The sequence below is a fragment of the Phenylobacterium sp. GW821-FHT12F10 genome, assembly GCF_058806695.1.
In genome coordinates, this window is the sequence record NZ_JBXAPY010000001.1 from 879,821 (window position 1) to 903,732 (window position 23,912).

22 protein-coding genes are annotated in these 23,912 nt (G+C 70.3%); 9 read left to right on the plus strand and 13 right to left on the minus strand.

Annotated features, from left to right (window positions below):
- Nucleotides 1–2: 2 nt before the first annotated feature.
- Entirely contained in the window at nt 3–572 is a 570-nt protein-coding gene (locus AC1RN5_RS04430; protein WP_493040037.1) for a gluconokinase, read from the minus strand.
- A gap of 123 nt (nt 573–695) precedes the next feature.
- On the opposite strand from AC1RN5_RS04430, the gene AC1RN5_RS04435 reads away from it, so the two are divergent.
- Nucleotides 696–1,142 carry a BA14K family protein gene (locus AC1RN5_RS04435; RefSeq protein WP_493040038.1) on the plus strand — a complete coding sequence of 149 codons (447 nt, stop codon included), beginning with the start codon at nt 696–698 and terminating at the stop codon, nt 1,140–1,142.
- Nucleotides 1,143–1,183: 41 nt separating this feature from the next.
- Nucleotides 1,184–1,756, plus strand: a complete 573-nt coding sequence (locus tag AC1RN5_RS04440; RefSeq protein ID WP_493040039.1) for a nitroreductase family protein — start codon at nt 1,184–1,186, stop codon at nt 1,754–1,756.
- 58 nt (nt 1,757–1,814) lie between these two features.
- Here AC1RN5_RS04440 and AC1RN5_RS04445 read toward each other — a convergent pair whose 3' ends face one another.
- From AC1RN5_RS04445 to AC1RN5_RS04480, 8 genes are all read right to left on the minus strand, one after another.
- Nucleotides 1,815–2,072, minus strand: coding sequence for an acyl carrier protein (locus AC1RN5_RS04445; RefSeq protein WP_493040040.1), 258 nt, complete (start codon nt 2,070–2,072; stop codon nt 1,815–1,817).
- Nucleotides 2,069–3,229, minus strand: coding sequence for a dihydrolipoamide acetyltransferase family protein (locus tag AC1RN5_RS04450; protein ID WP_493040041.1), 1,161 nt, complete (start codon nt 3,227–3,229; stop codon nt 2,069–2,071). The genes AC1RN5_RS04445 and AC1RN5_RS04450 overlap by 4 nt, the downstream gene beginning before the upstream one ends.
- A 2-nt stretch (nt 3,230–3,231) precedes the next feature.
- Nucleotides 3,232–5,235 carry a pyruvate dehydrogenase (acetyl-transferring) E1 component subunit alpha gene (gene pdhA / locus AC1RN5_RS04455; protein ID WP_493040042.1) on the minus strand — a complete coding sequence of 668 codons (2,004 nt, stop codon included), beginning with the start codon at nt 5,233–5,235 and terminating at the stop codon, nt 3,232–3,234.
- On the minus strand, nt 5,232–6,989 hold the full coding sequence (acsA, locus tag AC1RN5_RS04460; RefSeq protein ID WP_493040043.1) for an acetate--CoA ligase: 1,758 nt from the start codon (nt 6,987–6,989) through the stop codon (nt 5,232–5,234). Before acsA ends, pdhA begins: the two co-directional genes overlap by 4 nt.
- Before the next feature lie 2 nt (nt 6,990–6,991).
- Nucleotides 6,992–7,447, minus strand: a complete 456-nt coding sequence (locus AC1RN5_RS04465) for a BON domain-containing protein (RefSeq protein WP_493040044.1) — start codon at nt 7,445–7,447, stop codon at nt 6,992–6,994.
- A 127-nt stretch (nt 7,448–7,574) separates the two neighbouring features.
- On the minus strand, nt 7,575–8,132 hold the full coding sequence (locus AC1RN5_RS04470) for a hypothetical protein (RefSeq protein ID WP_493040045.1): 558 nt from the start codon (nt 8,130–8,132) through the stop codon (nt 7,575–7,577).
- Nucleotides 8,133–8,251: 119 nt separating this feature from the next.
- Complete coding sequence (lon, locus tag AC1RN5_RS04475; RefSeq protein ID WP_493040046.1) at nt 8,252–10,645, minus strand: endopeptidase La; 2,394 nt, start codon at nt 10,643–10,645, stop codon at nt 8,252–8,254.
- A 4-nt stretch (nt 10,646–10,649) separates the two neighbouring features.
- On the minus strand, nt 10,650–11,054 hold the full coding sequence (locus AC1RN5_RS04480; protein WP_493040047.1) for an Hsp20/alpha crystallin family protein: 405 nt from the start codon (nt 11,052–11,054) through the stop codon (nt 10,650–10,652).
- Nucleotides 11,055–11,327: 273 nt separating this feature from the next.
- On the opposite strand from AC1RN5_RS04480, the gene AC1RN5_RS04485 reads away from it, so the two are divergent.
- Together AC1RN5_RS04485 and AC1RN5_RS04490 are read left to right on the plus strand one after the other, a co-directional pair.
- Nucleotides 11,328–12,629 (plus strand): alpha/beta hydrolase family protein, encoded by a 1,302-nt coding sequence (locus AC1RN5_RS04485; protein WP_493040048.1) that lies wholly within the window; start codon nt 11,328–11,330, stop codon nt 12,627–12,629.
- A 39-nt stretch (nt 12,630–12,668) separates the two neighbouring features.
- A complete protein-coding gene (locus AC1RN5_RS04490) occupies nt 12,669–13,604 on the plus strand; it encodes an ornithine cyclodeaminase family protein (RefSeq protein ID WP_493040049.1) in 936 nt (311 codons plus the stop codon).
- Here AC1RN5_RS04490 and AC1RN5_RS04495 read toward each other — a convergent pair.
- The 3 genes from AC1RN5_RS04495 to AC1RN5_RS04505 all read right to left on the minus strand — a co-directional run bounded on the left by AC1RN5_RS04495 (nt 13,593) and on the right by AC1RN5_RS04505 (nt 15,412).
- The gene (locus tag AC1RN5_RS04495; RefSeq protein ID WP_493040050.1) at nt 13,593–14,135 is read right to left on the minus strand and encodes a DUF4199 domain-containing protein; all 543 of its coding nucleotides are present in this window, start codon (nt 14,133–14,135) and stop codon (nt 13,593–13,595) included. The two genes, AC1RN5_RS04490 and AC1RN5_RS04495, sit on opposite strands and share 12 nt — an antisense overlap.
- 112 nt (nt 14,136–14,247) lie before the next feature.
- A complete protein-coding gene (locus AC1RN5_RS04500; protein WP_493040051.1) occupies nt 14,248–14,661 on the minus strand; it encodes a response regulator transcription factor in 414 nt (137 codons plus the stop codon).
- A 7-nt stretch (nt 14,662–14,668) separates the two neighbouring features.
- Nucleotides 14,669–15,412 carry a helix-turn-helix transcriptional regulator gene (locus AC1RN5_RS04505; RefSeq protein WP_493040052.1) on the minus strand — a complete coding sequence of 248 codons (744 nt, stop codon included), beginning with the start codon at nt 15,410–15,412 and terminating at the stop codon, nt 14,669–14,671.
- A gap of 103 nt (nt 15,413–15,515) precedes the next feature.
- Here AC1RN5_RS04505 and AC1RN5_RS04510 point away from each other — a divergent pair, with 103 nt between their 5' ends.
- The 4 genes from AC1RN5_RS04510 (at nt 15,516) to AC1RN5_RS04525 (ending at nt 21,313) form a co-directional block, all read left to right on the plus strand.
- Nucleotides 15,516–16,718 carry an acyl-CoA dehydrogenase family protein gene (locus tag AC1RN5_RS04510; RefSeq protein ID WP_493040053.1) on the plus strand — a complete coding sequence of 401 codons (1,203 nt, stop codon included), beginning with the start codon at nt 15,516–15,518 and terminating at the stop codon, nt 16,716–16,718.
- Nucleotides 16,719–16,841: 123 nt separating this feature from the next.
- Nucleotides 16,842–19,277: a TonB-dependent receptor gene (locus AC1RN5_RS04515; protein ID WP_493040054.1), complete on the plus strand. Its 2,436-nt coding sequence runs from the start codon at nt 16,842–16,844 to the stop codon at nt 19,275–19,277.
- Nucleotides 19,278–19,287: 10 nt separating this feature from the next.
- Nucleotides 19,288–20,895: a fatty acid--CoA ligase gene (locus AC1RN5_RS04520; protein ID WP_493040055.1), complete on the plus strand. Its 1,608-nt coding sequence runs from the start codon at nt 19,288–19,290 to the stop codon at nt 20,893–20,895.
- A gap of 31 nt (nt 20,896–20,926) precedes the next feature.
- Nucleotides 20,927–21,313, plus strand: a complete 387-nt coding sequence (locus AC1RN5_RS04525) for a MerR family transcriptional regulator (protein WP_493040056.1) — start codon at nt 20,927–20,929, stop codon at nt 21,311–21,313.
- On the opposite strand, the gene AC1RN5_RS04530 is transcribed toward AC1RN5_RS04525, so the two are convergent.
- Nucleotides 21,310–22,896 (minus strand): globin-coupled sensor protein, encoded by a 1,587-nt coding sequence (locus AC1RN5_RS04530; protein WP_493040057.1) that lies wholly within the window; start codon nt 22,894–22,896, stop codon nt 21,310–21,312. The genes AC1RN5_RS04525 and AC1RN5_RS04530 overlap by 4 nt on opposite strands.
- A 348-nt stretch (nt 22,897–23,244) precedes the next feature.
- Here AC1RN5_RS04530 and AC1RN5_RS04535 point away from each other — a divergent pair, with 348 nt between their 5' ends.
- Complete coding sequence (locus tag AC1RN5_RS04535) at nt 23,245–23,904, plus strand: LuxR C-terminal-related transcriptional regulator (RefSeq protein ID WP_493040058.1); 660 nt, start codon at nt 23,245–23,247, stop codon at nt 23,902–23,904.
- The last annotated feature ends 8 nt before the right edge of the window (nt 23,905–23,912 follow it).

The following is a 23,912-nucleotide window of genomic DNA, read 5'->3' on the forward strand; positions in this document are numbered from 1 at the left end:
CCTTAGAGCGGCCCGGGTCGGCGGTCACCCGATCCGGTGACGGCGCGGGCCGATCCCAGGGCTGAGATCACCCGGTCGGCCTGGGCTTGGGTCGGCAGGGTGATGTCCACCGTGATGACGCCCTCGTCCAGGGACGGCGGCTCCAGGGTCGCCAGCTGGCTCGCCAGCAGGTCCGGGCCCGCGAAGTGACCGGTGCGGTCGGCAAGGCGCTGAGCCAGGACCCCTGGCTCGCCCGTCAGCCAGACGAACCGCAACCCCGGCCGGCCCGCCCGCAAGCCGTCCCGGTAGATCCGCTTCAGGGCCGAGCAGGCCACGATCGCCGGCTCTCCCTCGGCCCGGCGCGCATCGAGCCAGGCGCCGACGGCCGCCAGCCAGGGCGCGCGGTCGGCGTCGGTGAGCGCCTCGCCCCGCGCCATGCGGGCGACATTGGCGGCCGGGTGCAGGTCGTCCCCGTCCCGCCAGGTCCAGCCCAGCCGCGCGGCCAGGGCCCGCATCAGGGTGGACTTGCCGGACCCAGCCACACCCATGATGACCAGCAGCGGGATCTCGGAGGCGGGGAGGGGCGTCGGCATATGGCCAGCATGCCGCTTCGGCGCCTGGCGCGCAAAGCCGCCCCTCACTTGATCCCCGTCAAGGTGGCCGTCCGCCAGGGGGGCAAGCTCGACCATCGCCGCACCGGTGATGGAGATTCCATGATGCGAAAGCTGTCCGCCCTCACCGCCGGTTGCCTGGCCGCCCTCATGCTCGCGCAGACCGCCGTCGCCCAGCCGAGGCCCTATGGCGACGCCTGGCGCGGACAACCCCAGCGGGACGCCGGCCCGCGCCACGATGGTGGACGCTATTACTACAATGACCGCTGGGTCGATGAGCAGGAGTGGCGTCGTCACGACCGGGAGCGCGATCGCTGGGCCCAGGACTATCAACGCCGCCGCGGCCATCGCGACGACGACAGCACCGCCCTGATCGCCGGCATCCTCGGCTTCGCCCTCGGGGCCGCCATCGTCGGGTCCGCGCAACAGGCCGACCACGCCCAGAGCGCCGACCGCAGCTGGGACACCTACTGCGCCCGCAAGTACCGCAGCTACGACCCCCGCAGCCGCACCTACCTCGGCTATGACGGTCTGAGGCACTACTGCCAGTAGCGGTGGTGAGCTTGGTGTCAGCCTGAGGAAGGGAGCCGCCGATGGAGGTGCTGGAAGGACTTCGGGGCCGCCGTGCGGTGCGCGACTATCTCGATGAGCCGGTGTCCCGCGATCTGATCGGCGCGGTCATCGACAGCGCCGTCTGGGCGCCGAGTGGCATGAATCGCCAGCCCTGGCGTTTCCTGGTCCTCGAGGGGCGAGATGTCCTGGCGCGCTGTTCCGCGGCGGCCAAGCGCCTGATGCTCGAGGAGGCGACGCGCCGGCCGGAACTGGCCGCGGTGCGCGGCATGCTCGAACAGCCCGACTTCAACATCTTCTACAACGCGCCGGCCCTGGTCATCGTCTGCGCCACCGAGCCGGACGAGATGGCCGTCAAGGACTGCTGCCTCGCGGCCCAGACCCTGATGCTGGCGGCCCACGCCCAAGGGCTGGGCTCCTGCTGGATCGGCTTTGCCGAGCTCTGGCTCAACAGTCCCGAGGCCAAGGCCTGGCTGGGCATGGCCGACGGCCTGAGGCCGGTGGCGCCGATCATCCTCGGTCGACCCGCCGCGGCCGTCGCCCCGCCGGACCGGCGTCCCGCGGATGTCGAGTTTGTTCGCCTCGGCGGCATTTGACGTCCAGCGCCGGCCGCCTCCAAGGCAAGCCGCCACCATGCATTTCGCGAGTCGCCCTTCAGGGGCGCGCCGCCGCGCCCCTGCGCGCCAGATAGGCGACCAGCGACTGGAGGCTGGAGAGCTTCGCGGCCTCCGCGTCGGGGATCTCGACGCCCAGCCGCTGGTGCAGCGCGGTCAGCAGGTTGAGGAAGTCCATGGAATCCAGGTCGACCTGATCGCGAAGATCGCGCGTCGGCTCGAGGGCCTCGAAGGCGATCTCCGGGGCCAGGCGCGCCAGCTCCTCGCGGATCACGGCAAGGATATCGGCGTCGCTCATAGGGACTCCGGAGTCTGCAGATATCGGCCGATCTCGGCCAGGAAGAGAGCGCCCCGGTGGCCGTCGCTGACCCGATGGTCGGCTGCGAGCGTCAGGCTGACCACGGGCCGGGGGCCTATGGCGCCGTCGATGACCCAGGGGCGTTCGACCACCTTGCCAAAGCCGACGATCGCCACCTGGGGCGGGTAGATCACCCCGAACAGGGCCTCGACCCCCCGATCCCCGAGGCTGGAGACGGTCAGCGTGGGATCGGCGATCTCGGAGCTGCGGAAGCGGCCGGCGCGGACCCGGCCCACCAGGTCGCGCATCTGCGCCATGAGGGCCTCCAGGCTGAGGTCGGCGGTGTCGTGCAGGGCGGGCGCCGCCAGGCCGCCGCCGCGCAGGGCGATGGCCATGCCAACATGGACGGCGGCGCTCGGCCGGAAGGCGCCATCTTCGAAGAAGCCGTTGAACTCCGGATAGGCGCGGGCGGCCAGCGCCGTCGCCTTGACGAACAGCGCGCCCATCAGCAGGCGGGTCTCGGGCGGCCGCTCGGCGTTGACCGCGGCCAGCCAGTCGCGGGCGGCGGTCACCTCGACCGTGTCGGCGAGGTAGTAGTGCGGGATCTCGCGCTTGGAGCGCGACATGGCCGCGGCGATCGCCGCGCGCATCTGGCTGAAATCGAAGGGCGCGGCCCCGGGCGCCGCCGGCGGGGCGGCGGGAAGGTCGACGAGTTGGATCGCACCGCCCGGACCCGTGCCGGTAAGCGTCGCCAGGTCCAGGCCACGCTCGGCGGCGAGCCGCCGGGCGGCCGGGGAAATCCGCACCCGATCGGCCGGCCGGGCGGGCGGCGGAGGGGCAGGCGGCGCGGGTGGGGGCGCGAGGGGCGGCGGCGCGGGCGGGGAGACCGGCTCGGCCGGCGCGGCGCCCTGCGCCGGTTCGCCCTGCCCGCGGATCATGGCCAGCGGGGCGCCGACGGGGACGGTGGCGCCCGGTTCGACCAGCAGGCGCTCCACCGTTCCGGGCTCGAAGATCTCGATCTCGATGGCGCCCTTCTGGGTCTCCACCACCGCGACGATGTCGCCGCGCTTGACCGCCTGGCCCGGCTTGACGAGCCACTCCACGAGCGTGCCCGCCTCCATGTCCGCGCCAAGCGACGGCATGCGGAACTCGGCCATGGTCAGGCGCGCCCCAACGCGGCCTTGGCCGCGGCGACGATCTTGTCGACCTGTGGCAGGGCGGCCTCTTCGAGGTGCCGCGCATAGGGGATCGGGACCTCCTGGCTGCAGACCCGGGCGGGTGGGGCGTCCAGTTCGAAGAAGGCCTGTTCGGCGATCCGCATGCCGATCTCGGCGGCGAGGGCGCCGGAGCGCCAGCCCTCGTCGACGATCACCGCGCGGCGGGTCCTGGCGACAGAGGCGAGGATGGCGGCCTCGTCGAGGGGGCGCAGCACCCGCAGGTCCAGCACCTCGGCCTCTATGCCCTCGGCCGCCAGCAGTTCCGCCGCCTCCAGGGTCTTCCAGAGTGAGCCGCCATAGGTGATCAGGCTGATGTCCTTGCCCGGCCGGCGGATCGCGGCCTTGTCGATGTCGACGGCGCCGGCGTCGGGGGAGAGCAGGCCGGTCCGATTGTAGAGCATGACGTGCTCGAAGATCAGCACCGGGTCCGGCTCCTGCAGGGCGGTCCAGAGCATGCCGCGCGCGTCCTCCACCGTCGCCGGGGCGAGGATGCGCAGGCCCGGAATGTGGGCGTACCAGCCCTCCAGGCTGTGGGAGTGCTGGGCGGCGAGCTGGCGGCCCGCGCCGGTGGCCATGCGGATCACCAGCGGGCAACCGAACTGATTGCCCGACATGTGGCGGATGGTGGCGGCGTTGTTGAGGATCTGGTCCAGGGCCAGCAGGCTGAAGTTCACCGTCATCAGCTCGACGATGGGGCGCATCCCGGCCATGGCGGCCCCCAGGCCGGCGCCGGTGAAGGCCGATTCCGAGAGCGGGGTGTCGCGGATGCGGGCGGGTCCGAACTCGTCGAGCAGGCCCTTGGAGACCGCGTAGCAGCCCCCGTACTTGCCGACATCCTCCCCCATCAGGAAGACCCGATCATCGCGCAGCATGGCGTCGCGGATGCCCTGCTTGGCGGCCTCACGATAGGTGGTCTCCTGCGGCGGCGCAGTGGATGCGGCGATCTCCGGGGGCGGCGGACGCTCGGGCGCGCAGACATATCTGGTGAGGTCGGCCACCGGCTCCCAGGGCGCGGCCTCGGCGAAGGCGACCGCGGCGCTGACCTCCGCGGCGGCTTGCGCCTCCATCCCCGCGACGTCCTCGGCGTGGAGGAGGTTGGCCGAGAGCGCCCAGTCCCGGAACCGTGAAATCGGGTCCTTGGCCTTCCAGGCCTCGACCTCGGCCTTGTCCCGGTAGAGCTGGGCGTCGAACATCGAGTGCGCCCGGAACCGGTAGGTGCGGCATTCCAGGAAGAAGGGCTTGCCGGTCTCGCGAACCGCGGCGATCGCCCGGCGTGCCGCCACCTCCACCGCCACCACGTCCATCCCATCCACCACTTCCGAGGCGATGCGATAGCTCTCGGCCTTGAGGTGGATGTCGGTTTCGGCCTCCGAACGATCGAGGGCCGTACCCATGGCGTAGCGGTTGTTCTCGCAGACGAAGAGCACCGGCAGGTCCCAGAGCGCGGCCAGGTTCAGGCTCTCGTGGAACTCGCCCTCGGCCACCGCGCCCTCGCCGAAGAAGCAGGCGGTGACATTGTCCTCCTGCCGCAGGCGGTCGGCCAGGGCCAGACCTGTGGCCACCGGCAGGCCGCCGCCGACGATGGCGTTGCCGCCGTAGAAGTTCGCCGCCCGGTCGAACAGGTGCATCGAGCCGCCGCGCCCGCCGCTGCAGCCGGACTGCTTGCCGAACATCTCGGCCATGACCGTGGTCATGGGCACGCCGCGGGCCAGCGCATGGCCGTGCTCGCGATAGGTGGCGACCACCCGGTCGCGGGCCTCCAGCAGCGGGACGACGCCGACGGCGATCGCCTCCTCGCCGTCATAGAGGTGCAGGAAGCCGCGAATCTTTTCCTGGGTGTAGGCCTCGGCGCAGGCCTGCTCGAAGGCGCGGATGCGGATCATGCGCCCCAGCTGCTCGCTGACGTGGGCGTGGGACAGGTGGGGCTTCAGGGCGCTGTCGCTCATCGCTCCTCGCTTTCCAGGGTGGAGAGATCGCCCTCCGGCAGGCCCAGCTCCCGGGCCTTCAGCAGGCGGCGCATGATCTTGCCGCTGCGGGTCTTGGGCAGGTTCTGGCGGAAGGCGATGTCCTTGGGCGCGACCGCCGCGCCCAGCCGCTTGCGGGCATGCCCCAGCAGCTCGCGGCGCAGGGCCTCGTCGCCGACCAGGCCGGGCTTCAGGGCCACATAGGCCTTCACCACCTCGCCGGAGATGGGATCGGGAAGGCCGATCACGGCGGCCTCGGCCACCGCGGCATGCTCCATGAGCACGCTCTCCACCTCGAAGGGCCCGATCAGGTGGCCAGCGCTCTTGATCACGTCGTCGGCCCGTCCGACGAACCAGTAGTAGCCGTCGGAATCCCGCATCGCCAGGTCGCCCGAGAGGTACCAGCCGCCGACGAAGCATTTGCGGAACCGCTCCTCCTCGTGGAGGTAGCCCCGCATGATCGAGGGCCAGCTCGGCCGCAGGGCCAGCTCGCCGAGCGCCATGGGCTTGTCGACCTCCCGCACCGAGCCGTCGGGCAGCCGCTCGACGATCCCCGCGGTCACGCCGGGCAGGGGCCGGCCCATGGAGCCGGGCTTGATGTCCATGGCGGCGAAGTTGGCGATCATGATGCCGCCGGTCTCGGTCTGCCACCAGTTGTCGTGGAAGGGCCGGCCGAAGGCCTCGACACCCCAGACGACCGCCTCGGGATTCAGCGGTTCGCCGACACTGGCCATGAACCGCAGGGCTGGAACCTCGTAGGGCCGGGGGTCCTGCGCCCAGGCCTTCATCAGCATCCGGATGGCGGTGGGGGCGGTGTACCAGACGGTGACCTTCTGCGCCTGCAGGATGGTCCTCCAGCGCTCGGCGTCGAACTCGGCCTCATCGACGATCAGGCTCACCCCATTGGTCAGGGGCGAGATGATTCCATAGGAGGTTCCGGTCACCCACCCCGGGTCGGCGGTGCACCAGTAGATGTCGCCCGGGCGCAGATCGAGGGCGGTGCGGCCGGTGATGTGGTGGGCCACAACCGCCTCGTGGACGTGGATCGCGCCCTTGGGCCGCCCCGTCGTGCCGCTGGTGAAGTGCAGCAGGGCCATGTCCTCGGGCGCGGTCTGCGCGGTCGTGAACTCCGGATCGGCCTGGGCCAGGGCGGGCTCCAGCGCCATCGTCCCGGCCGGCGGCTCGCCTGGGCAGTCCACCAGCAGCACCTGTCGCAGGCTCGTCACCTCGTCACGCCAGGCCTCCACCTTGCGGCGATACAGCGTCTCGGAGGTGACCAGGACATTGGCCTGCCCGATCTCCATGCGGGCGCGGATCGGCTCGGGGCCGAAGGCCGAGAACAGGGGGGTGAAGACCGCCCCGGCCTTCAGGGCGCCCAGGGCGGCGAAGTAGAGCTCCGGCGTCCGGCCCAGCAGGCTGTAGACCCGGTCGCCCTTGTTCACGCCCAGGCTCAGCAGCAGGTTGGCGAAGCGGTTGGCCTGGATCGTCAACTCCGCATAGGTGAAGTCCCGCACGGTGTCGTCGCGACCGATCCAGCGCAGGGCCAGCTGGGCGCCGCGGCCGGCTTGGACGTGCCGGTCCAGCGCCTCGTGGGCGATGTTCAGACCGCCCTGCGGCAGTCCCTGCAGTTCGGCCCGGGCGGCGGCCCACGAAAAGGCGGCGGCCTCGGACTCGTAGTCCTTCACGTTCGCCCCGGCGCGATCTTGCGGCGTCTTGCGGATGGGGGGCCAGGTCACGGTCAAGCCAGGGGGTCGGTGACGCCGTCGGCGTTCGGCCGCACCGCGCCGGGCGGCAGGGTGATCTGGTTGTCCACCGACCGGACGCCGGGGAGGGTCCAGGCGAGCCGCTCGGCGGCGTCGCGATCGAACCAGCTCGCCGCGCGGCCAGACAGGATCACCGCGCCGTCGACTTCCGCGACCTCGAGGCCATCGCAGGGCACGCCCTCGCGCCCCAGCAGCGTCAGGAGGCGGGCCCGGGCGTCCCCCGGGGGCGCGGCCACCTCCAGGTGGTTGCGGACATCGAGAACCTCGGGCAGCCGCAGCAGTTCCTGCTCGATCAGGAGCCGCCGCATCTCGTCGGGAACCGAGCCCGTGAGGCTCACGACCCCCTCGAAGACCGTGGCGGCGATGGCGCCGCCGGCGTCCAGGCGCTCAAGCTCGACGGCGACGATGTCCTGCAGGGCCTTGTCGTTCATCACAAACCTCGCGTGCTGCGACGGTCGAACACTGGGGCGTTCAGGCGGGGCCGCCTTGCGATCCATCAAGCGCCGCGCCGGCCTTGGCGACCGCGCGGCCCGCCACGCAGAACCTCCCGCAATCCGCCTAGGGCGCCGGCGCCGTCGCGTCGCGGGTGGCGCCCGTCAGGGTGTTGACGATCTTGGCGGCGCCGGGCGCGGCGGAGTCGCCGATCACCCAGCCTGTCGGGCAGGCGCCGAGGCGCTGGTAGTGGCGGACCTGCTCGAAATTCGGCCCTTTCTTGTCCTGGCGCGTGACGGCCATGTCGACCTTGAAGTCCTTCTCGCGGTCGCCCTCGACCGAGGAGCCGACGCGGTAGAGCTGATCGTCGATGCGGCAGCGCACCGAATAGGTGTCCCCGGTCTCCACCGCCTCGCCCACCCGGACGCAGGGCTGGCCGTTCACTTCCGGGGCGGGGCGCGCGAAGGAGGCCTGGACGCTTTGGTCCGCGCAGATCCGCAACGAGCTCACGGCCTTGCCGCCGTCCACCACCTCGATGAGCCAAAGGCTCGTCGGATCGACGGGCGCGGCAGCGGCAACGGTCGGCTTGGCGGCCGGGGCGGGTTCCGTCTTGCGCTCGCAAGCTGTCGTGGTCGCGGCCAGGCCGCAGATCGCCAAGAGCGAGATGATGGGGGCTTTTTGCATGGAAAATCTCCTGTCTGCCGCGACTGTGCGCCCCTTGGCGCCCCCGACATTGAGCGCGATCAAGTCGCCGCGACCGCCCCGGGAAGGAAAGGCGGCGGCCCCCCGACGCCCAGGCCGGGTCAGGCCGCGCGAGCCGGCCCCGGAGCCTTGGCCGCGGGCGGTGGATCGAGGGCGGCGGCCACGGCGTCGCCGACCTTCTCCAGCCAGACGAATTCCAGCTGCTCGCGGGCTTCCTGCGGGATTTCCTCGTAGTCGCGCCGGTTGCGGGCCGGCAGCATCACGCGCTTGACCCCGGCCGCCGCGGCGGCGACCACCTTCTCCTTGATGCCCCCGACCGGCAGGACCAGGCCGCGCAGGCTGATCTCGCCGGTCATGGCGGTGTCGCTGCGCACGGTGCGGCCGGTGAGCAGGGAGGTCAGGGCGATGAACATCGCCACGCCGGCGCTGGGCCCGTCCTTCGGCGTCGCGCCGGCCGGGACGTGGACGTGGATGTCGTTCTTCTTGAACAGCGCCGGATCCACGCCCAGGGCGGCGGCTTCGGTCTTGACCAGGCTGAGCGCGGCCTGGGCGCTCTCCTTCATCACCTCCCCAAGCTGACCGGTGAGGATCAGCCGCCCGGCCCCCGGCATCAGGGCCGCCTCGATGAACAGGATCTCGCCGCCCACCGCCGTCCAGGCCAGGCCAGTGGCGACGCCTGGGACGCTGGTGCGCATGGCCACCTCGTTCTCGAACCTTGGCGGACCGAGGATGTCGGCGAGATCGGCCGGGGTGATGCGGACGTGCTGGGTGGAGCCCTCGGCGATCCGGACGGCCACATGGCGCAGGGCGCGGCCGATCTCGCGCTCCAGGCTGCGGACCCCGGCTTCGCGGGTGTAGTCCACGATGATCCGCGCCAGGGCCGCCTCGTCGAATTCCGCCTGCTCGGGCGTCAGGCCATTGGCCTCCAGTTGCCGGCGCACCAGGTAGCGGGTGGCGATCTGCAGCTTCTCGCCGGCCGTGTAGCCGGGCAGGGAGATGATCTCCATCCGGTCGCGCAGAGGGCCGGGAATGGTGTCGAGCATATTGGCGGTGGCGATGAACACCACCCGGCTCAGGTCGAAGGGCACGCCGAGATAGTTGTCGCGGAAGCTGCCGTTCTGTTCGGGGTCCAGCACCTCGAGCATGGCGGCGGACGGATCGCCGTGGACGCCGGCGCCCATCTTGTCGATCTCGTCCAGCATCATCACCGCGTCACGGGCGCCGGTCTTGCGGATGGCCTGGATGATATTGCCGGGCAGGGCGCCGACATAGGTGCGGCGGTGACCGCGGATCTCCGCCTCGTCGTGCAGGCCGCCCAGGCTGATGCGGGCGAACTTGCGGCCCATGGCGCGCGCGATCGACTGGCCCAGGGAGGTCTTGCCGACCCCCGGCGGGCCCACGAAGCACAGGATCGGAGCCTTGCCCTCGGGCGCCAGCTTGCGCACGGCCAGGAACTCAAGGATGCGGGTCTTGATCTTCTCCAGACCGAAGTGGTCCTCGTCCAGGACGCGACGGGCCTCGGCGATGTCGATCGGCATGGGGGACGGCGGGGCCCAGGGCAGCTCCAGCAGCCAGTCCAGATAGCTGCGGATCATGCCGTACTCCGACGACGCCTCCGGCGTGCGCTGCAGGCGACGCAGCTCCTTGCGGGCCTGGGCGGCCACCTCCTCGGGCATCTCGGCCTTGTCTATGGCCGCCTCGAGCTCGGCGATCTCCTGGCCGCCACCCTCACCCTCGCCCAGCTCGCGCTGAATGGCCGCCATCTGCTCGCGCAGCACCGCCTCGCGTTGGCGTTGGCCGAAGGCCGCCTGGGTCTGGCGGCCAATCTCCGCCGAGAGCCTCAGCACCTGCAGCCGCTGCGCCAGGAGGGCCGAGGCCTTGTCGAGCCGGGCCACCAGGTCGGTGGTCTCCAGGATCTCCTGCTTCTCCTCTGGCTTGGCGTCCAGATAGGCTCCGACCATATCGGCCAGGGCGCCGGGCGCGGAGATGGCCTGGATCGTCTGGCGCAACTCCTCCGGGATGTGAGGCAACAGCTCCAGGGCCTCCAGGGCCTGTTGCTTGACGTTCAGAAAGCGGGCCTCCACCTCCGGGCCGCTGTCGGTGGGCTCGGCCAGATGCAGGCCACGCGCCACGAGATAGGGCCAGCCGTCGAGGGTTTCGGTGATCCTGAAACGCTGGACGCCCTGGCAGATCAGATGGTGCTCGCCCTCGGCTCCGGTCACGTAGCGCAGGATGTTGGCCACCACGCCGACGTCGTGCAGTTCGGCGCGCCCGGGCTCGGGGTTCTCGGGATCGCGTTGCAGCACGATCACCACCTGGCGCTGCTCGCGCACCGCCTGCTGGGCGGCCGCGACCGAGCGGGGCCGGCCGATGGTGATGGGCGTCACGACCTCCGGGAACAGCACCATGTTGCGGACGGGAATGACCGCGAAGCTGTCGGCCGGCGGGGCGCCGGGGCCAGCGGAGGCGGGCGCGGGAGTGGCGTCGTCGGTCATGACCTCACAGGGCCTTTCGCAGATTGACGATGAGGCAGCCGTTCCACATCTGGCGCGTCACCGCGCCGTAGCGCCCGGCGGGCAGGGGCACGCGCCGTTCGAACCGACCCTGCGGAAGCTCCATGCGATGGATGACGGCGTTGTGCAGGGCGGCCGGGACCGCCCGTTCCCCGGAGAGCAGCAGGCAGGCGCCGTCGATGGCGGCCTCGATCTGCTCCATGGCGACCCCAGGCAGGGCGGCGATCACGAAGACCTCCGCCTCCGTCTCCAGGACGTCGACGGGGGGCTCCCAACTGGCCTGTCGGGGCTGAGGAATGGCGGGCTGGAAGAAGTGCCGATGCGCCCGCTCGGCGCGGGCCAGCATGCCGAGGGCGTCGGCCCACATCCAGTCGGAGGGATTTCTGCTCATCGCCGATCAACCTCATCCAGAGCCGCAGGGACCGATCCAGCGCCCAATTATCTATGAACGCCCGATGCAGGGAGAAGGGCTTGATCCTGATCAAGGGCGGTGTGTGACCAAGCCTGTGCGCCGCGATCGACGCCGAGGTTGAACGCGATCAAGGCATCGTCACCCGGCCTGGGAGATCGCGACCGGCGCCCGACCTTCGCATAAAGTCGACATTCCAAGGCTATGCACCGGGCGCGCTGCTCACCCGGTCGGCGGCAATCCCAGAGGAATCGCATGCTCAGGTTCGGCCTCGCCCTGGCCCTTGGCCTCTTCGCCACCGTCGCCTTCGCCGAAACCCCGCCCAGCCGTCCGGGGGTCGACGCGCCGGAGCTGGCCCGGCTGGGGCCCCATGGCGTGGGCGTGCGATCCCTCGTCCTCGTCCAGCCCGGCCAGGCCGATGTCCTGGCCTATGACGCCGCCAGGGGGGCCGCGCCCCTGAAGGACCGCAGCCTGCCGGTGGATATCTGGTATCCCGCCACGGCGCCGGCCAAGGCCAGGCCCGTCACCTATGCCGACACCCTGCCGGCCGAGCCGCCGAGGCCCCCCGCGGCCTTCACCGTGGCGGGGATCGCGGTGCGCGACGCCCCGCCGCTCAAGGGGGCCTTCCCCCTGGTGATCCTTTCCCACGGCTATAGCGGCACGCCGGCCGCCATGACCTGGCTGGCCGAGAACCTGGCCTCCAAGGGCTATGTGGTGGCGGGCATCCACCACCGCGATCCCGACATCAGCGACGGCAAGGGCTTCCCCGAGCCCTTCCTGCGCCGGCCGCTGGACATCGCCTTCGTGGCCCATGAACTGCAGGCCCAGGCCGGCAAGGGCGCCCTGCTGGGGGCCGACGTCAGCCGCGTGGCGCTGATGGGCTATTCCATGGGCGGCTACGGCGTCCTCACCGTGGCCGGCGCCAGCCTGGATCCGGCCGGCGGGGCCGCTGCCGTCCCCGGCGGCTTGATGAAACCCTATGCCCGCGGCGGCGCACGAGCCGACGAGCTGGCGATTCCCGGCCTGAAGGCGGTGGTGGCCATCGCCCCGGCGGGGGTACGGTTCAAGACCTGGGGGGCCGAAGGCTTGGCCGGCGTCACCGCGCCCCTGCTGATCATCGCCGGTGACCAGGACCGCACGGTGGGCTTCCCCGACGGGATCAGGCCGGTGTTCGACCAGGCGGTCCACGCCGACCGCTACATGCTGGTGTTTCAGAACGGCGGCCACAGCATCGGCATGAGCAGCGCGCCGGCCTCGATGCGCGACACCCTGTGGGACTTCCACTGGTTCGAGGACCCGGTCTGGCGCAAGGACAAGATCATGGCCGTCAGCCAGCACATGATCACCGCCTTCCTCGACCTCCAGGTGAAGGGTGACGCCAGCCGCGCCGCCTACCTCACCACGGACGTGGCGGTCGGCAACGATTCCAGGTGGCCGTCCCCGCCGCCGGCGAGCTACGGCGCCCTCAGTCCGGGGGGCGCCGGCCTCACCTGGAAGGGCTTCCCCCGCAACGGCGCCCAGGGCCTGGAACTGCATCACCGGCCGCCGGCGCCCTGAGGGCTTGGCCCCGGCGCGGGCGCGCCCCTAGTGTGGGCCATGCGGATCATCGACCAGGACGAAGTGCGTCAAAGGCTGACCTATGAGGTGGCCATTCCCATCGTGCGGGCGGCGATGATCGCGCTCTCGGCGGGGGAGACCCGCCAGCACCTGCGCTCCATCATCCCCCTGGCCGAGGGCCGGCTGTTCGGCATCATGCCCGGCGCCCTGGGGGACCGGGCGGCGTTCGGCGCCAAGCTGATCAGCATCTTCCCGGAGAACTTCGCCAAGGGCGCCCCGTCCCACCAGGGGGTGGTGGTGCTGTTCGATCCCGACACCGGCGCGCCGATCTGCGTCGCCCATGCCGGCGAGGTCACCGCTATCCGCACCGCCGCGGCCAGCGCCGTGGCCACCGACGCCCTGGCCCGTCCCGAGGCCACGCGCCTGGCGATCCTCGGCTACGGGGAGCAGGCCGAAACCCACCTGCGCGCCCTGCGCCACGTGCGCCCCATCGACCACGTCACGGTCTGGGGGCGATCGCCCGAGCGGGCGGCGGCCTTCGCCGCGCGCATGGCCGCCGAGACCGGCCTGCCGGTCGTCGCCTGCGCCGAGGTCGAGCGCGCGGTGGCGGACGCCGACATCATCTGCACGGTCAGCGGATCGGAGGAGCCGATCCTGAAGGGCGCCTGGGTCCGGCCCGGGACGCACCTGAACCTCGTCGGCTCCAGCCGTCCCGGCCCCGTGGAGGTGGATGAGGACCTGGTGGCCGCCTGCCGCTTCGTCGCCGACAGCCGCGAAGGGGTGCTGGCCCAGGGGGCGGAGTTCCTCAAGGCCAAGGCCTCGGGGCGGATCGACGACGACCATGTGGTGGGCGAGATCGGGCAGGTGCTGTCCGGCGCCATCCCCGGCCGCCAGTCGCGGGACCAGATCACCGCCTACAAGTCGCTGGGCCACATCGTGCAGGACCTGGCCAGCGTCCAGGCCCTATGCCGCTGAGACCGGCCGGCGCGCCGGCAGGAAGCCCGGCGCCCGCAGCAGGGCGGCGCTGACCAGGGCCACCAGCAGGCCCACCGGGAAGATCTCCACGAAGGTCATGGGCAGGCGGAACAGCGGGTTGGCGTACTGCGCCCGCAGGGTCTCCATCTCGGCCACCGCCTTGGCGTAGGCCGGGCCGGTGACGCCGGCGGCGCGCTTGGCCGCCAGGACCTGGGCGGCATAGGCGTCCATGAACTGGTAGTGGGTCGCCGCCAGATAGACCTCCCAGACCGCCACATAGGCCAGGGAGGCCACGAGCGCGATGGCCAGCCCCATCAGGAAGGCGGGCCCGAACCGGATCACCCCACCCAGGGCCTGGTCGCGGTACTGTTTCACCCCCACCAGGATGGAGGACAGGGCCACCAGCATGACGAGATAGCCCAGCCAGACATTGTCGTGCGGCGCGCCGCCGTTCAGCGCGATCGTGCCGATGATGCCGAAGATGATGATCAGGCCCGAGATCAGGCCATAGGTCAGGATGGTGCGGGTCATGCCGGAAACTCCTCTGCTGCGCGGCTTGGCCCTGAGGATGCGGGCGGGGCGGGGGTGGGGCTATCACCCGAAAGGGTGAGATCGTGCGGATCGGCCGTTTGGGCGGCGCGTTTCACGGCAACAGGCGCAGGTCGCGGGCCTTGCGCACCGCCTGGGTGCGGCGGCTGACCTCCAGCTTGGCGAACAGCCGGGCGGCGTGGGTTTTCACGGTGTTGGGGGAGACCCCGAGCGTGCGGGCGATCTCCTTGTTGGACTGCCCCGCCGCCAGCCGTTCCAGCACCTTGACCTCTTGGCGGGTGAGGCCCAGGGCGGCGATGGCCGCGGTGTTGGGCTCGAAGGGGCCGGCGGGCGTCCGCGCGTTGAGCCTCCATCCGACCCAGACCCCGCCGGCGGCGAAGGCCAGGCCGATCATCGCGATGTAGATCTTCAACGGAAAGGCGCGCGCCAGGTACTGGTATTCCATCCACTGCAGGGCGAAGGCGCCGGCGGCGAGAACCAGGGCCCAGAGCAGGATGGCGCGAGTCATGAGCGCCCTAGGCGTTGGGCCGGGCCGGGTTGTGGCCGCCGCCGACATAGCCGAGGGACGCGGCCTCCCGCACCGCCTGGGAGCGGCCCACCACCCGCAGCTTCTGGGCGGCGTTCTTCAGGTGGAACCGGACCGTGGGGGCGGAGATGCGCACCAGCTCGCCGATGTCGGCGTCGGTCTTTCCGGCCGCCGCCCACTTCAGGCACTGGATCTCGCGCCGGGTGAGGCGCGGCGCGTCGGCCCGGGGCGTCGCGCCGCGGGTGTCGTTATAGGCGGCGATGAACTTGAGCGCCGCCACGTGCAGGCGCGGCGCGTGCGCCTCGAACAGGGCCTTCACCGGAACCTCCGGGTCGGGCGTGGCCCAGACCACCGCCCCGATCAGGCCACCGGGCAGGTAGGTGGGGGCGATGATGGCGCCGGCCACCCCGTGGTCGCGGGCCGAGCGGTCCACGGTGATGGCGTCGAGCTGGGGCACCGGCCGCCAGGTCGCGAATCGCCCGTCGGTGAAATAGAAGGGCTCGGCCACATAGCGGGCGGCCAGGACGAAGGGGGTGCGCAGGGCGAAGCCGCGGTCCTTCCAGTATTCCAGCTTGGGGTCGACCCAGCGGAACAGGGTCTCGGCATAGGGCTTGCCGTCGGAGCCCAGCACCGGCTCGGGGCTGGAGAAGTCAGCGCTGACGGCGATGAAGGGCAGGCCAAGCTCGGCGCCCAGCCGGGCCACCTCCTGGGCGTAGCCGTCGATCTCGTTCATGTCGGCGCTCCTCCCCGCAAGGCTATCACCGACGATAGCTTGTGCGCGTCCCTGGATTTCGCAAGCCTGGAGATGCGCCAAGGGGCGCCGGAGACCCGCGCCCATGAATCTCGACCTCAGCGCCGACGAGCTCGCCTTCCAGGGCGAGGTCCGCGCCTTCCTGGCTGACTCCCTGACCCCGGAGCTGCGCCGGGCCGGCCGCCGGGCCACCAGCGTCTTCATGGACAAGACCTACAGCCTGGCCTGGCAGAGGATTCTCCACGCCCGCGGCTGGGCCGCGCCCTCCTGGCCGGTGGAATATGGCGGGCCGGGCTGGGGGGTGATGCAGAAGGCCATCTTCGCCGCCGAGTGCGCCCGGGCGGGCGCGCCGAGCCTGGCGCCCATGGGGCTGAAGATGGTGGGGCCGGTGATCATGGGTCATGGCACCCCCGAGCAGAAGGCCCACTACCTGCCCCGAATCCTTTCGGGCGAGGACTACTGGTGCCAGGGCTATTCCGAGCCCCAGGCGGGCTCCGATCTCGCGGCCCTGGCGCTGAGCGCCGTTCCCGACGGCGACGATTACCTGCTCAACGGGACCAAGCTGTGGACCACCCACGCCCACTGGGCCAACCGCATGTTCTGCCTGGTCCGCACCCGGACCGACGGCAAGGCCCAGGCCGGCATCACCTTCCTGCTGCTGGACATGCAGAGCCCCGGCATCACCGTGCAGCCCATCGTCACCCTGGCCGGGGAGCACGAGGTCAACCAGGTCTTCTTTGATCAGGTCCGCGTCCCCCAGGCCAACCGCATCGGGGCCGAGAACGCCGGCTGGACGGTGGCCAAGTACCTGCTGGAGTTCGAGCGCGGCGGCGGTTCCGGGCCGGGGCTGAAGGTGGCCCTGGAGGCGGTGACGGCGCTGGCCCGGGCCGAGGCGGGCGATGGCGGCGGCGCGCTGATCGACGATCCGGCCTTCCGATCCCGGCTGGCGCGGGCCGCCTGCGCTGTGGAGGCGGTGGAGATGACCGAACACCGGGTGCTGGCCGCCCTGGCGGCGGGAAACAATCCGGGGCCGGCCTCCTCCATGCTGAAGACCCAGGGGACCGAGACCCTGCAGATGATCGACGAACTGGCGATGGAGGGCGCCGGCGCCTATGCCGCCGTCGACCAGATCGAGGCCCGTGCCCCCGGCTCCAACCTCGACTGGGTGGGCCCCGAGCATTCCCTCACGGTCACCGCCCGCTACCTCAACGACCGCGCCGCCTCCGTCTATGGCGGCTCCAACGAGATCCAGCGCGACATCATGGCCCGGCTGGTCCTGGGGCTCTGAGCGCCCGACCCTAGGTGACCCTATCAGCTTCGATAGCTTGTGCGCCGACCCGGTCCTCGCGACCCTGACCAGCATGACGGACGCCCGGCAGAAGGCGTCCGCGATTTCGGGAGGGACAAGGCGATGACCAAGATCCACACGCTGCGCGCCATGCTGGCCATGAGCGTTTCCACCGCCGCTCTGGCGGCCTACGCCCCGGCCATGGCCCAGACGGCGCCGCCGGCCGACGACAACACGGTGGAGACCCTGGTGGTCACCGCCCAGCGCCGGGAAGAGACCGCCAACACCATCGGCATGGCCATCCAGGCCTTCCGCGGCGAACAGATGCGCGAACTGCACGTCACCACGGTCAAGGACCTGGCGACGGTGGTCCCGAGCTTCAGCGTCTCGCAGAGCTATCAGGGGGTGCCGACCTACACCCTGCGCGGGATCGGCTTCAACACCATCAACCTCTCGGCCACCTCCACCGTCGGCACCTATGTCGACGAGGTGGCCTACGCCTATCCGATGATGAACACCGGGCCGATCATGGACCTGGAGCGGGTCGAGGTCCTCAAGGGGCCGCAGGGCACCCTCTATGGCCGCAACACCACGGCGGGCCTGATCGATTTCGTCACCAACAAGCCCACCGACAGCTTCGAGGCCGGCGTCACCGCCGAGGTGGGCAACTACAAGACCCACAACTTCGAGGGCTTCATCAGCGGGCCGCTGACCGAGGGCGTCCAGGCGCGCCTGGCCTTCCGCACCGACGACAGCGATGAGGGCTGGCAGCGCAGCAACACCCGCGGCGAGAAGCTGGGGGAGGTCCACCGCTACGGGATCCGCGCCTCGCTCGCCCTGCAGCCCACCGAGGCGCTCAGCATCGACGCCTCGCTCACGGCCTGGCGCAACAAGTCCGACACCGTGGCGGCGCAAGGCATCGGCTTCACCCCGGCGACGGCGGCCAGCCCCTTCAACGCCGCGGGCCTGACCAGCTACATCGCCACCCACATGCCCACCGACGCCACCCAGGCCGACTGGGCGCCCTACGCCCGGCGCGCCACCGACATCGGCACGGGCCTGGGGATCGGCGGGCCGCTGCGGGAGGACAACGAGTTCACTGGCGTGAAGCTGCGGGTCGGCTACGACATCGGCGAGCACATGCGCCTGGTGTCCCTCACCAACCACAACGAGCTCACCCGCGACGCCACCTTCGACTGGAGCGGCGCCCCCTATGAGATCCTGGTCCAGAAGGCGGCGGGCAAGATCCGGTCGATCGGCGAGGAACTGCACCTGGAGGGCGAGACCGACCGGGTGAACTGGCTGGTGGGGGTCTATTACGGCAAGGATAAGATCCTCGACTCCAACCGCACCCTGCTGGGCGACAACGCCAATGTCGGGACGATCCGGTTCTACACCAACAGCCTGCTGCTGACCCCCTTCAACTCCGGCGGCTACACGGCGCTGCAGGCCAGCCAGGCCTTCCGCACCTATCGCGACCAGGGGGATATCCAGGCCACCACCGAGAGCGTGTTCGCCAACGCCGACTGGCGCCTGAACGATCAGTTCAAGCTGACCACCGGCCTGCGCTACACCCGCGACAAGCAGGACTTCGCCGGCTGCTCGCGCGACTTCAACGGCAACATGCTGCCCAACGTCAACATCACCAACCGCTTCCTGTTCTTCGCGGCTCACGGCCTGGTGGCCCCCATCAGCCAGGGCCAGTGCAACACCTTCAACCCCACCACCCACAGCTTCGGCCTGGTGACCTCCAAGCTCGACGAGGACAATCTGGCCTGGCGGGTGGCGCTGAACTGGACCCCCGATCCCAACCTGCTGGTCTATGGCTCGGTGTCCCAGGGCGCCAAGTCCGGGGCCACCCCGGTGAACGCCGCCAACATCTCCACCCAGGACGCCCCGGCGACCCAGGAGCTGCTGCTGGCCTATGAGGTGGGCCTGAAGGCGGCCCTGTTCGAGCACCGGGTCCAGGCCAACGCTTCGCTGTTCTACTACGACTACGAGGACAAGCAGCTCAGCGTCTACTTCGCCGACCCGATCTATACGGCGCTCGCCCGCCTGGCCAACGTGCCCAAGTCCATGGCCTACGGCCTGGACGGCGACGTCACCTGGCGGATCAATTCCGACTTCACCGCCATCGCCTCGGGCACCTGGCTGCACACCGAGGTGCAGGACTATATCGGCATCAACTCGGCGGGCCAGACGGCGAGCTTCGACGGCAAGCCCTTCCTCTACAGCCCGAAGTTCCAGGGCAGCCTGACCCTGCTCTACAAGCACGACCTGAACGACAAGCTGGGGATCCAGGCGGCGGTCAACGGCCGCTACCAGTCCTCGTCGCACGCCGATCTGGAGGGCAACCCGCTGTTCGCCATCCCGAAATACGGCCTGCTGAACGCCAGCCTGGGGATCCATTCCAGCGACGACCGCTGGGAAGCCTCCATCTGGGGCCGCAACCTGACCGACGAGTATTACTGGTCGGCGGTCAGCAGCAACGCCAACGTGGTGGTGCGCTTCCCCGGTCAGACCCGGACCTTCGGCGCCTCCTTCACCGTCAAGTACTAGGGACTAGCGTATGAGTGTCGCGGAGCCGGTCGCCGCCGTCGATTTCGACCAGATGCCCACCCTGGGGGACATCCCGCGCTACCACGCGCGGGAACGTCCCTCGGCGACGGCTCTGGTGTTCGAGGGGCGGGAGACCGACTTCGCGACCTTCGAGCGCCACACCAACCGGGTGGCCAACGCCCTGATCGCCCAGGGCGTCGGCAAGGGTCAGCGGATCGCCTACATCGGCAAGAACAGCGACCACTATTTCGAACTGCTGTTCGGGGCGGCCAAGATGGGGGCGGTGATGACCCCCATCGGCTGGCGGCTGGCCCCGCCGGAGATGGCCTATATCCTGGGAGACTCCGCGGCCCCGGTGGTCTTCATCGGCCCCGAGGTGATGGACCTGGCGCCGGCCATTCTCGAGGGCTTGGATCCCGCCCCGGCCGTCATCGCCATGGAGGCCGCCAAGGCCGGTGGCGCTCCGGTCTACGAGGCCTGGCGCGACGCCGCGCCCGACACCGATCCCGGCCTCGCCATCGCGCCCTCCGACGTCGCGGTCCAGCTCTACACCTCCGGCACCACGGGCCGGCCCAAGGGGGCCATGCTGTCCCACGACAACATCCTCTCGGGCCGCCGCCGCTCGGCGGAGGCCAACATGCCCTGGAACAGCTGGGGCCCGGACGACGTCAGCCTGGTGGCCATGCCGGTGGGCCATATCGGCGGCACCGGCTGGGGGATCGTCGGTCTCTACAACGGCGCCAAGGGGGTGGTGGCCCGGGAGTTCGATCCCTTCAAGGTTCTGGACTTCATCGAGGGCGACCGCATCTCCAAGATGTTCATGGTGCCTGCCGCCCTGCAGATCGTGGTGCGCCAGCCTCGGGCCCGCGAGGTCGACTACAGCCGCCTGAAGTACATCCTCTACGGCGCCTCGCCGATCCCGCTGGATCTGCTGCGGGAGTGCATGGAAGTGTTCGGCTGCGGCTTCTGCCAGCAGTACGGCATGACCGAGACCTGCGGCACCATCGTCTACCTGCCGCCCGAGGATCACGACCCGGCCGGCAACGCCCGCATGCGGGCCGCGGGCCTGCCCATGCCCGGCGTGGAGCTGAAGATCATCGACGAGGCCGGCGCGACCCTGCCGGCCAATACGGTGGGCGAGGTGGCCATCCGTTCCAGCTCCAACATGGCCGGCTACTGGCGCCTGCCCGAGGCCACCGCCGCCACGGTGGGCGCCGACGGCTGGCTGCGCACCGGGGACGCCGGTTATCTGGACGAGGCGGGCTACCTCTTCATCCACGACCGGGTGAAGGACATGATCATCTCCGGCGCCGAGAACATCTATCCCGCCGAGGTGGAGAGCGCCGTCTACGGCCATCCGGACGTGGCCGAGGTGGCGGTGATCGGGGTGCCCGACGACACCTGGGGCGAGGCGGTCAAGGCGGTGGTGGCGCTGAAGCCCGGCGCGACTCCCGATCCGGCCGGCATCATCGCCTTCGCGCGCACCCGCATCGCCGCCTTCAAGGCGCCCAAGACCGTCGATTTCATCGAGGCCTTGCCCCGCAACGCCTCGGGCAAGATCCTGCGTCGCGAACTGCGCGAGCCATATTGGGCTGGCCGCGCCCGGCGCGTGAACTAGAATAAGCGCAAGAGTGAGAGAGGCCCCAGCCATGACCATCAGCCTTCGCCGCCCGCCCACCACCCTGACCATCGGCCAATTGTGCCGTGAGTTCGAGGTGACGCCCCGCACCCTTCGCTACTACGAGGAGCAGGGTCTGCTGGAGCCGGCGCGCCGCGACCAGCAGCGGATCTATTCCCGCCGCGACCGGGCCCGGCTGCAGCTGATCCTGCGCGGCCGGCGGGTGGGCCTGTCCCTGGCCCAGATCCGCCAGGTCCTCGACCTGCACAATCCCGAGGATGGCGACGCGGTCCAGAACGCCGTGGCCCTGCGCGCCTTCCAGCAGCGGATCGCCGCCCTGGAGCAGCAGCGCGCCGAGGTGATCGGCGCCATCGAGAGCCTGCAGGCCGCCTGCGAGCGCCTGGAAGCCAGGCTCTAGAACTCCTCCCAGGCCTCCTGGGCGCCGCCGCCGTAGCTGGCGGCGAGCCTCTGCGTCAGGGCTCGAGCCGGGGAGGCGGACGGCTTCACCGGCATGGGGATTCGGACCGGCGCCGGACCGCTCCGCGCGTCCATGCCCACCTGGAACCGGGTCATCAGCTCGGTCAGGGCCGCGGTCTCCGCCTTCAGGGCGTGGGTCGCGGCGGTGGACTGCTCCACCATGGCCGCGTTCTGTTGAACCACCTGGTCCATCTGGTTGACCGCGGCGTTCACCTCCGAGAGGCCGGTGGCCTGTTCCTGGGCCGAGGCCGAGATTCCCGAGATGACGGAGTCGATCTCCGCCACCTTGTTGGCGATCGCCTGCAGGGCCTGGCCGGTCTCCCCCACCAGGGACACCCCCTGGTCGACCTGCTGACCCGAGGCCGAGATGAGGGTCTTGATCTCCTTGGCCGCTTCCGCGGAGCGTTGGGCGAGCGCCCGGACCTCGGACGCCACCACGGCGAAGCCCCGGCCGGCGTCCCCGGCGCGGGCGGCCTCCACCCCGGCGTTGAGCGCCAGCAGGTTGGTCTGGAAGGCGATCTCGTCGATCACCCCGATGATCTGGCTGATCTGGCGCGAGGAGTCCTCGATCTGCCCCATGGCGCTGACCGCCAGGGCCACCACCTCGCCCGAGCGCTCGGCCTGGCCCTTGGCCTCGGCGACGGCGCTGCTGGCCTGACGGGCGCCGTCGGCGGTGTTGGACACCGTGGCGGTGATCTCGTCGAGGGCCGCGGCGGTCTGCTCGAGGCCCGCGGCCTGCTGTTCGGTCCGCCGCGACAGGTCGTCGGAGGCGTGGGCCAGTTCATCGGAGCTGGCGCCGATGGCCGAGGTCGTGCGGGCCACCGCCGCCATGGTGTCCTCCATCTGGGCGACCGCGGCGTTGAAGTCGCGGCAGAGCTGCAGGTACTCCTCGGGCAGGTCCTCGGGCATTCGGTAGGTGAGGTCGCCGGCGGCCAGGGCCGCCATGCCGGCGCCGACCGAACCCACCACCACGGCGCGCTCCTGGGCGAGGGTCTCGGCCTGGGCGGATTTGCGCGCGGCTTCGGCGGCCTCCAGATAGACCGAGATCGCATAGTCCATGTCCAGCAGGGTGGCCTTGGCCAGGGCCCCCAGCTCGGCGGCGACCTCGGAGACCTTGGGGCCCTTGGCGCCGAAGCCGCCCCTCGGCCAGCGGGCCTTGAGAACCGCGCCGATGAGCGAGCTCAGCACCAGGGCGTAGCCGCCGATGTACCAGCGGGGCTCCAGGCCGATGCGGGCGTGGGTCTCGCCCACCGTGGTGACGGCGCGCACATAGGCCGGGTCGAACTGGCCGCTGGAGATCGTCTCCCAGTGACCGACCTGGCGGCTCTTGGCGCTGGCGACGTGACCCTGGCTGCTGAAGAACCTGCGGGTCTCGGGATAGGACTGGATCTGCGCGTAGAAGGCGTCGAGAGCCCCTGGCAGCTCCCCCATGATCACCGCCTTGGTCCGACGGAGGTCGGCCTGGGCGGCGGCGTCCAGCTGCATGAAGTTCAGACGGTCGGCCAGGGAGTCATTTTGAGACATGACGGCTTCCTCAAGTTGATCCTCCCATGCCGCGCGATTAATATTAACAGAACAAAAATTCGCACTGGTCACTCAACCTATTGGTTAGAATTGATATGCACAAACATAGATACATATATCGCAAGATATAACGCTGATATGGATCGACCTTGAGTTTGTATCTGTGGCCTTCGACGAAGCGGGTTCGTTGAAGTCGCGCGAATCATCTTGTCTATATCTGAGGATATAGAGACGTGATGGCCTGGCCGTGCGACGAATCGGCCATTAACCATTGCGTGTATATGGTCTTTGTGATTTCGAGTGCCCAATGTCGGCTGCCCCACTTTGATCGATAGGAATCCTGCGGCCGTGCGCCCAACGCCGGGATCGACGGCGCGGAACCCCGACAAGGCGCTCCTGCTGGTCGAGGAAAAGCCGATCTGCCGGATGGCGATCGTCCAGCTCCTGGCGGAGGTCGGGGGTGTCGGATCGGTGCGCCACGCCGCCTCCATGGAAGCGGCCCTAAACCAGGCCGAGATCCTCAAGCCCGAGCTGCTGCTCGTCGACCTGTTCAGCATCAACTATGAGTTCGGCGCCCTGCGGCGTCTCCTGTCGATCGCCGCGCCGGCCGCCGCGATCGTGGTGGACGACCGGGTCAATCCGACCTTCGCGCGCCTGGCCAGGGACGCCGGCGCGAGCGGCTACGCCTCCAAGGACTTCGAGCTGCCGCAGTTCAAGTCGGCCCTCCAGGCCGTCATCGTGGGCGGCGCCTACTTCCCGCGCGATATCCTGCCCGACCAGGTCGGCCTGCGGGTTCCCCGCTCGGCGGCCGGCCTCTCGGCGCGCCAGTTGGAGGTCCTCAAGCAGATGGCGGTGGGCAAGACCAATCGTGAGATCGGCGAGGCCCTGGGGATCACGCCGGGAACCGTCAAGCTGCACATCCACTCGATCCTGCAGCTCACCGGAGCGCGCAACCGGACCGAGGCCGCCCTGATTGCGGGCCGCTTCCTGGCGCCCGCCATCGGTTGAGCCGCCGG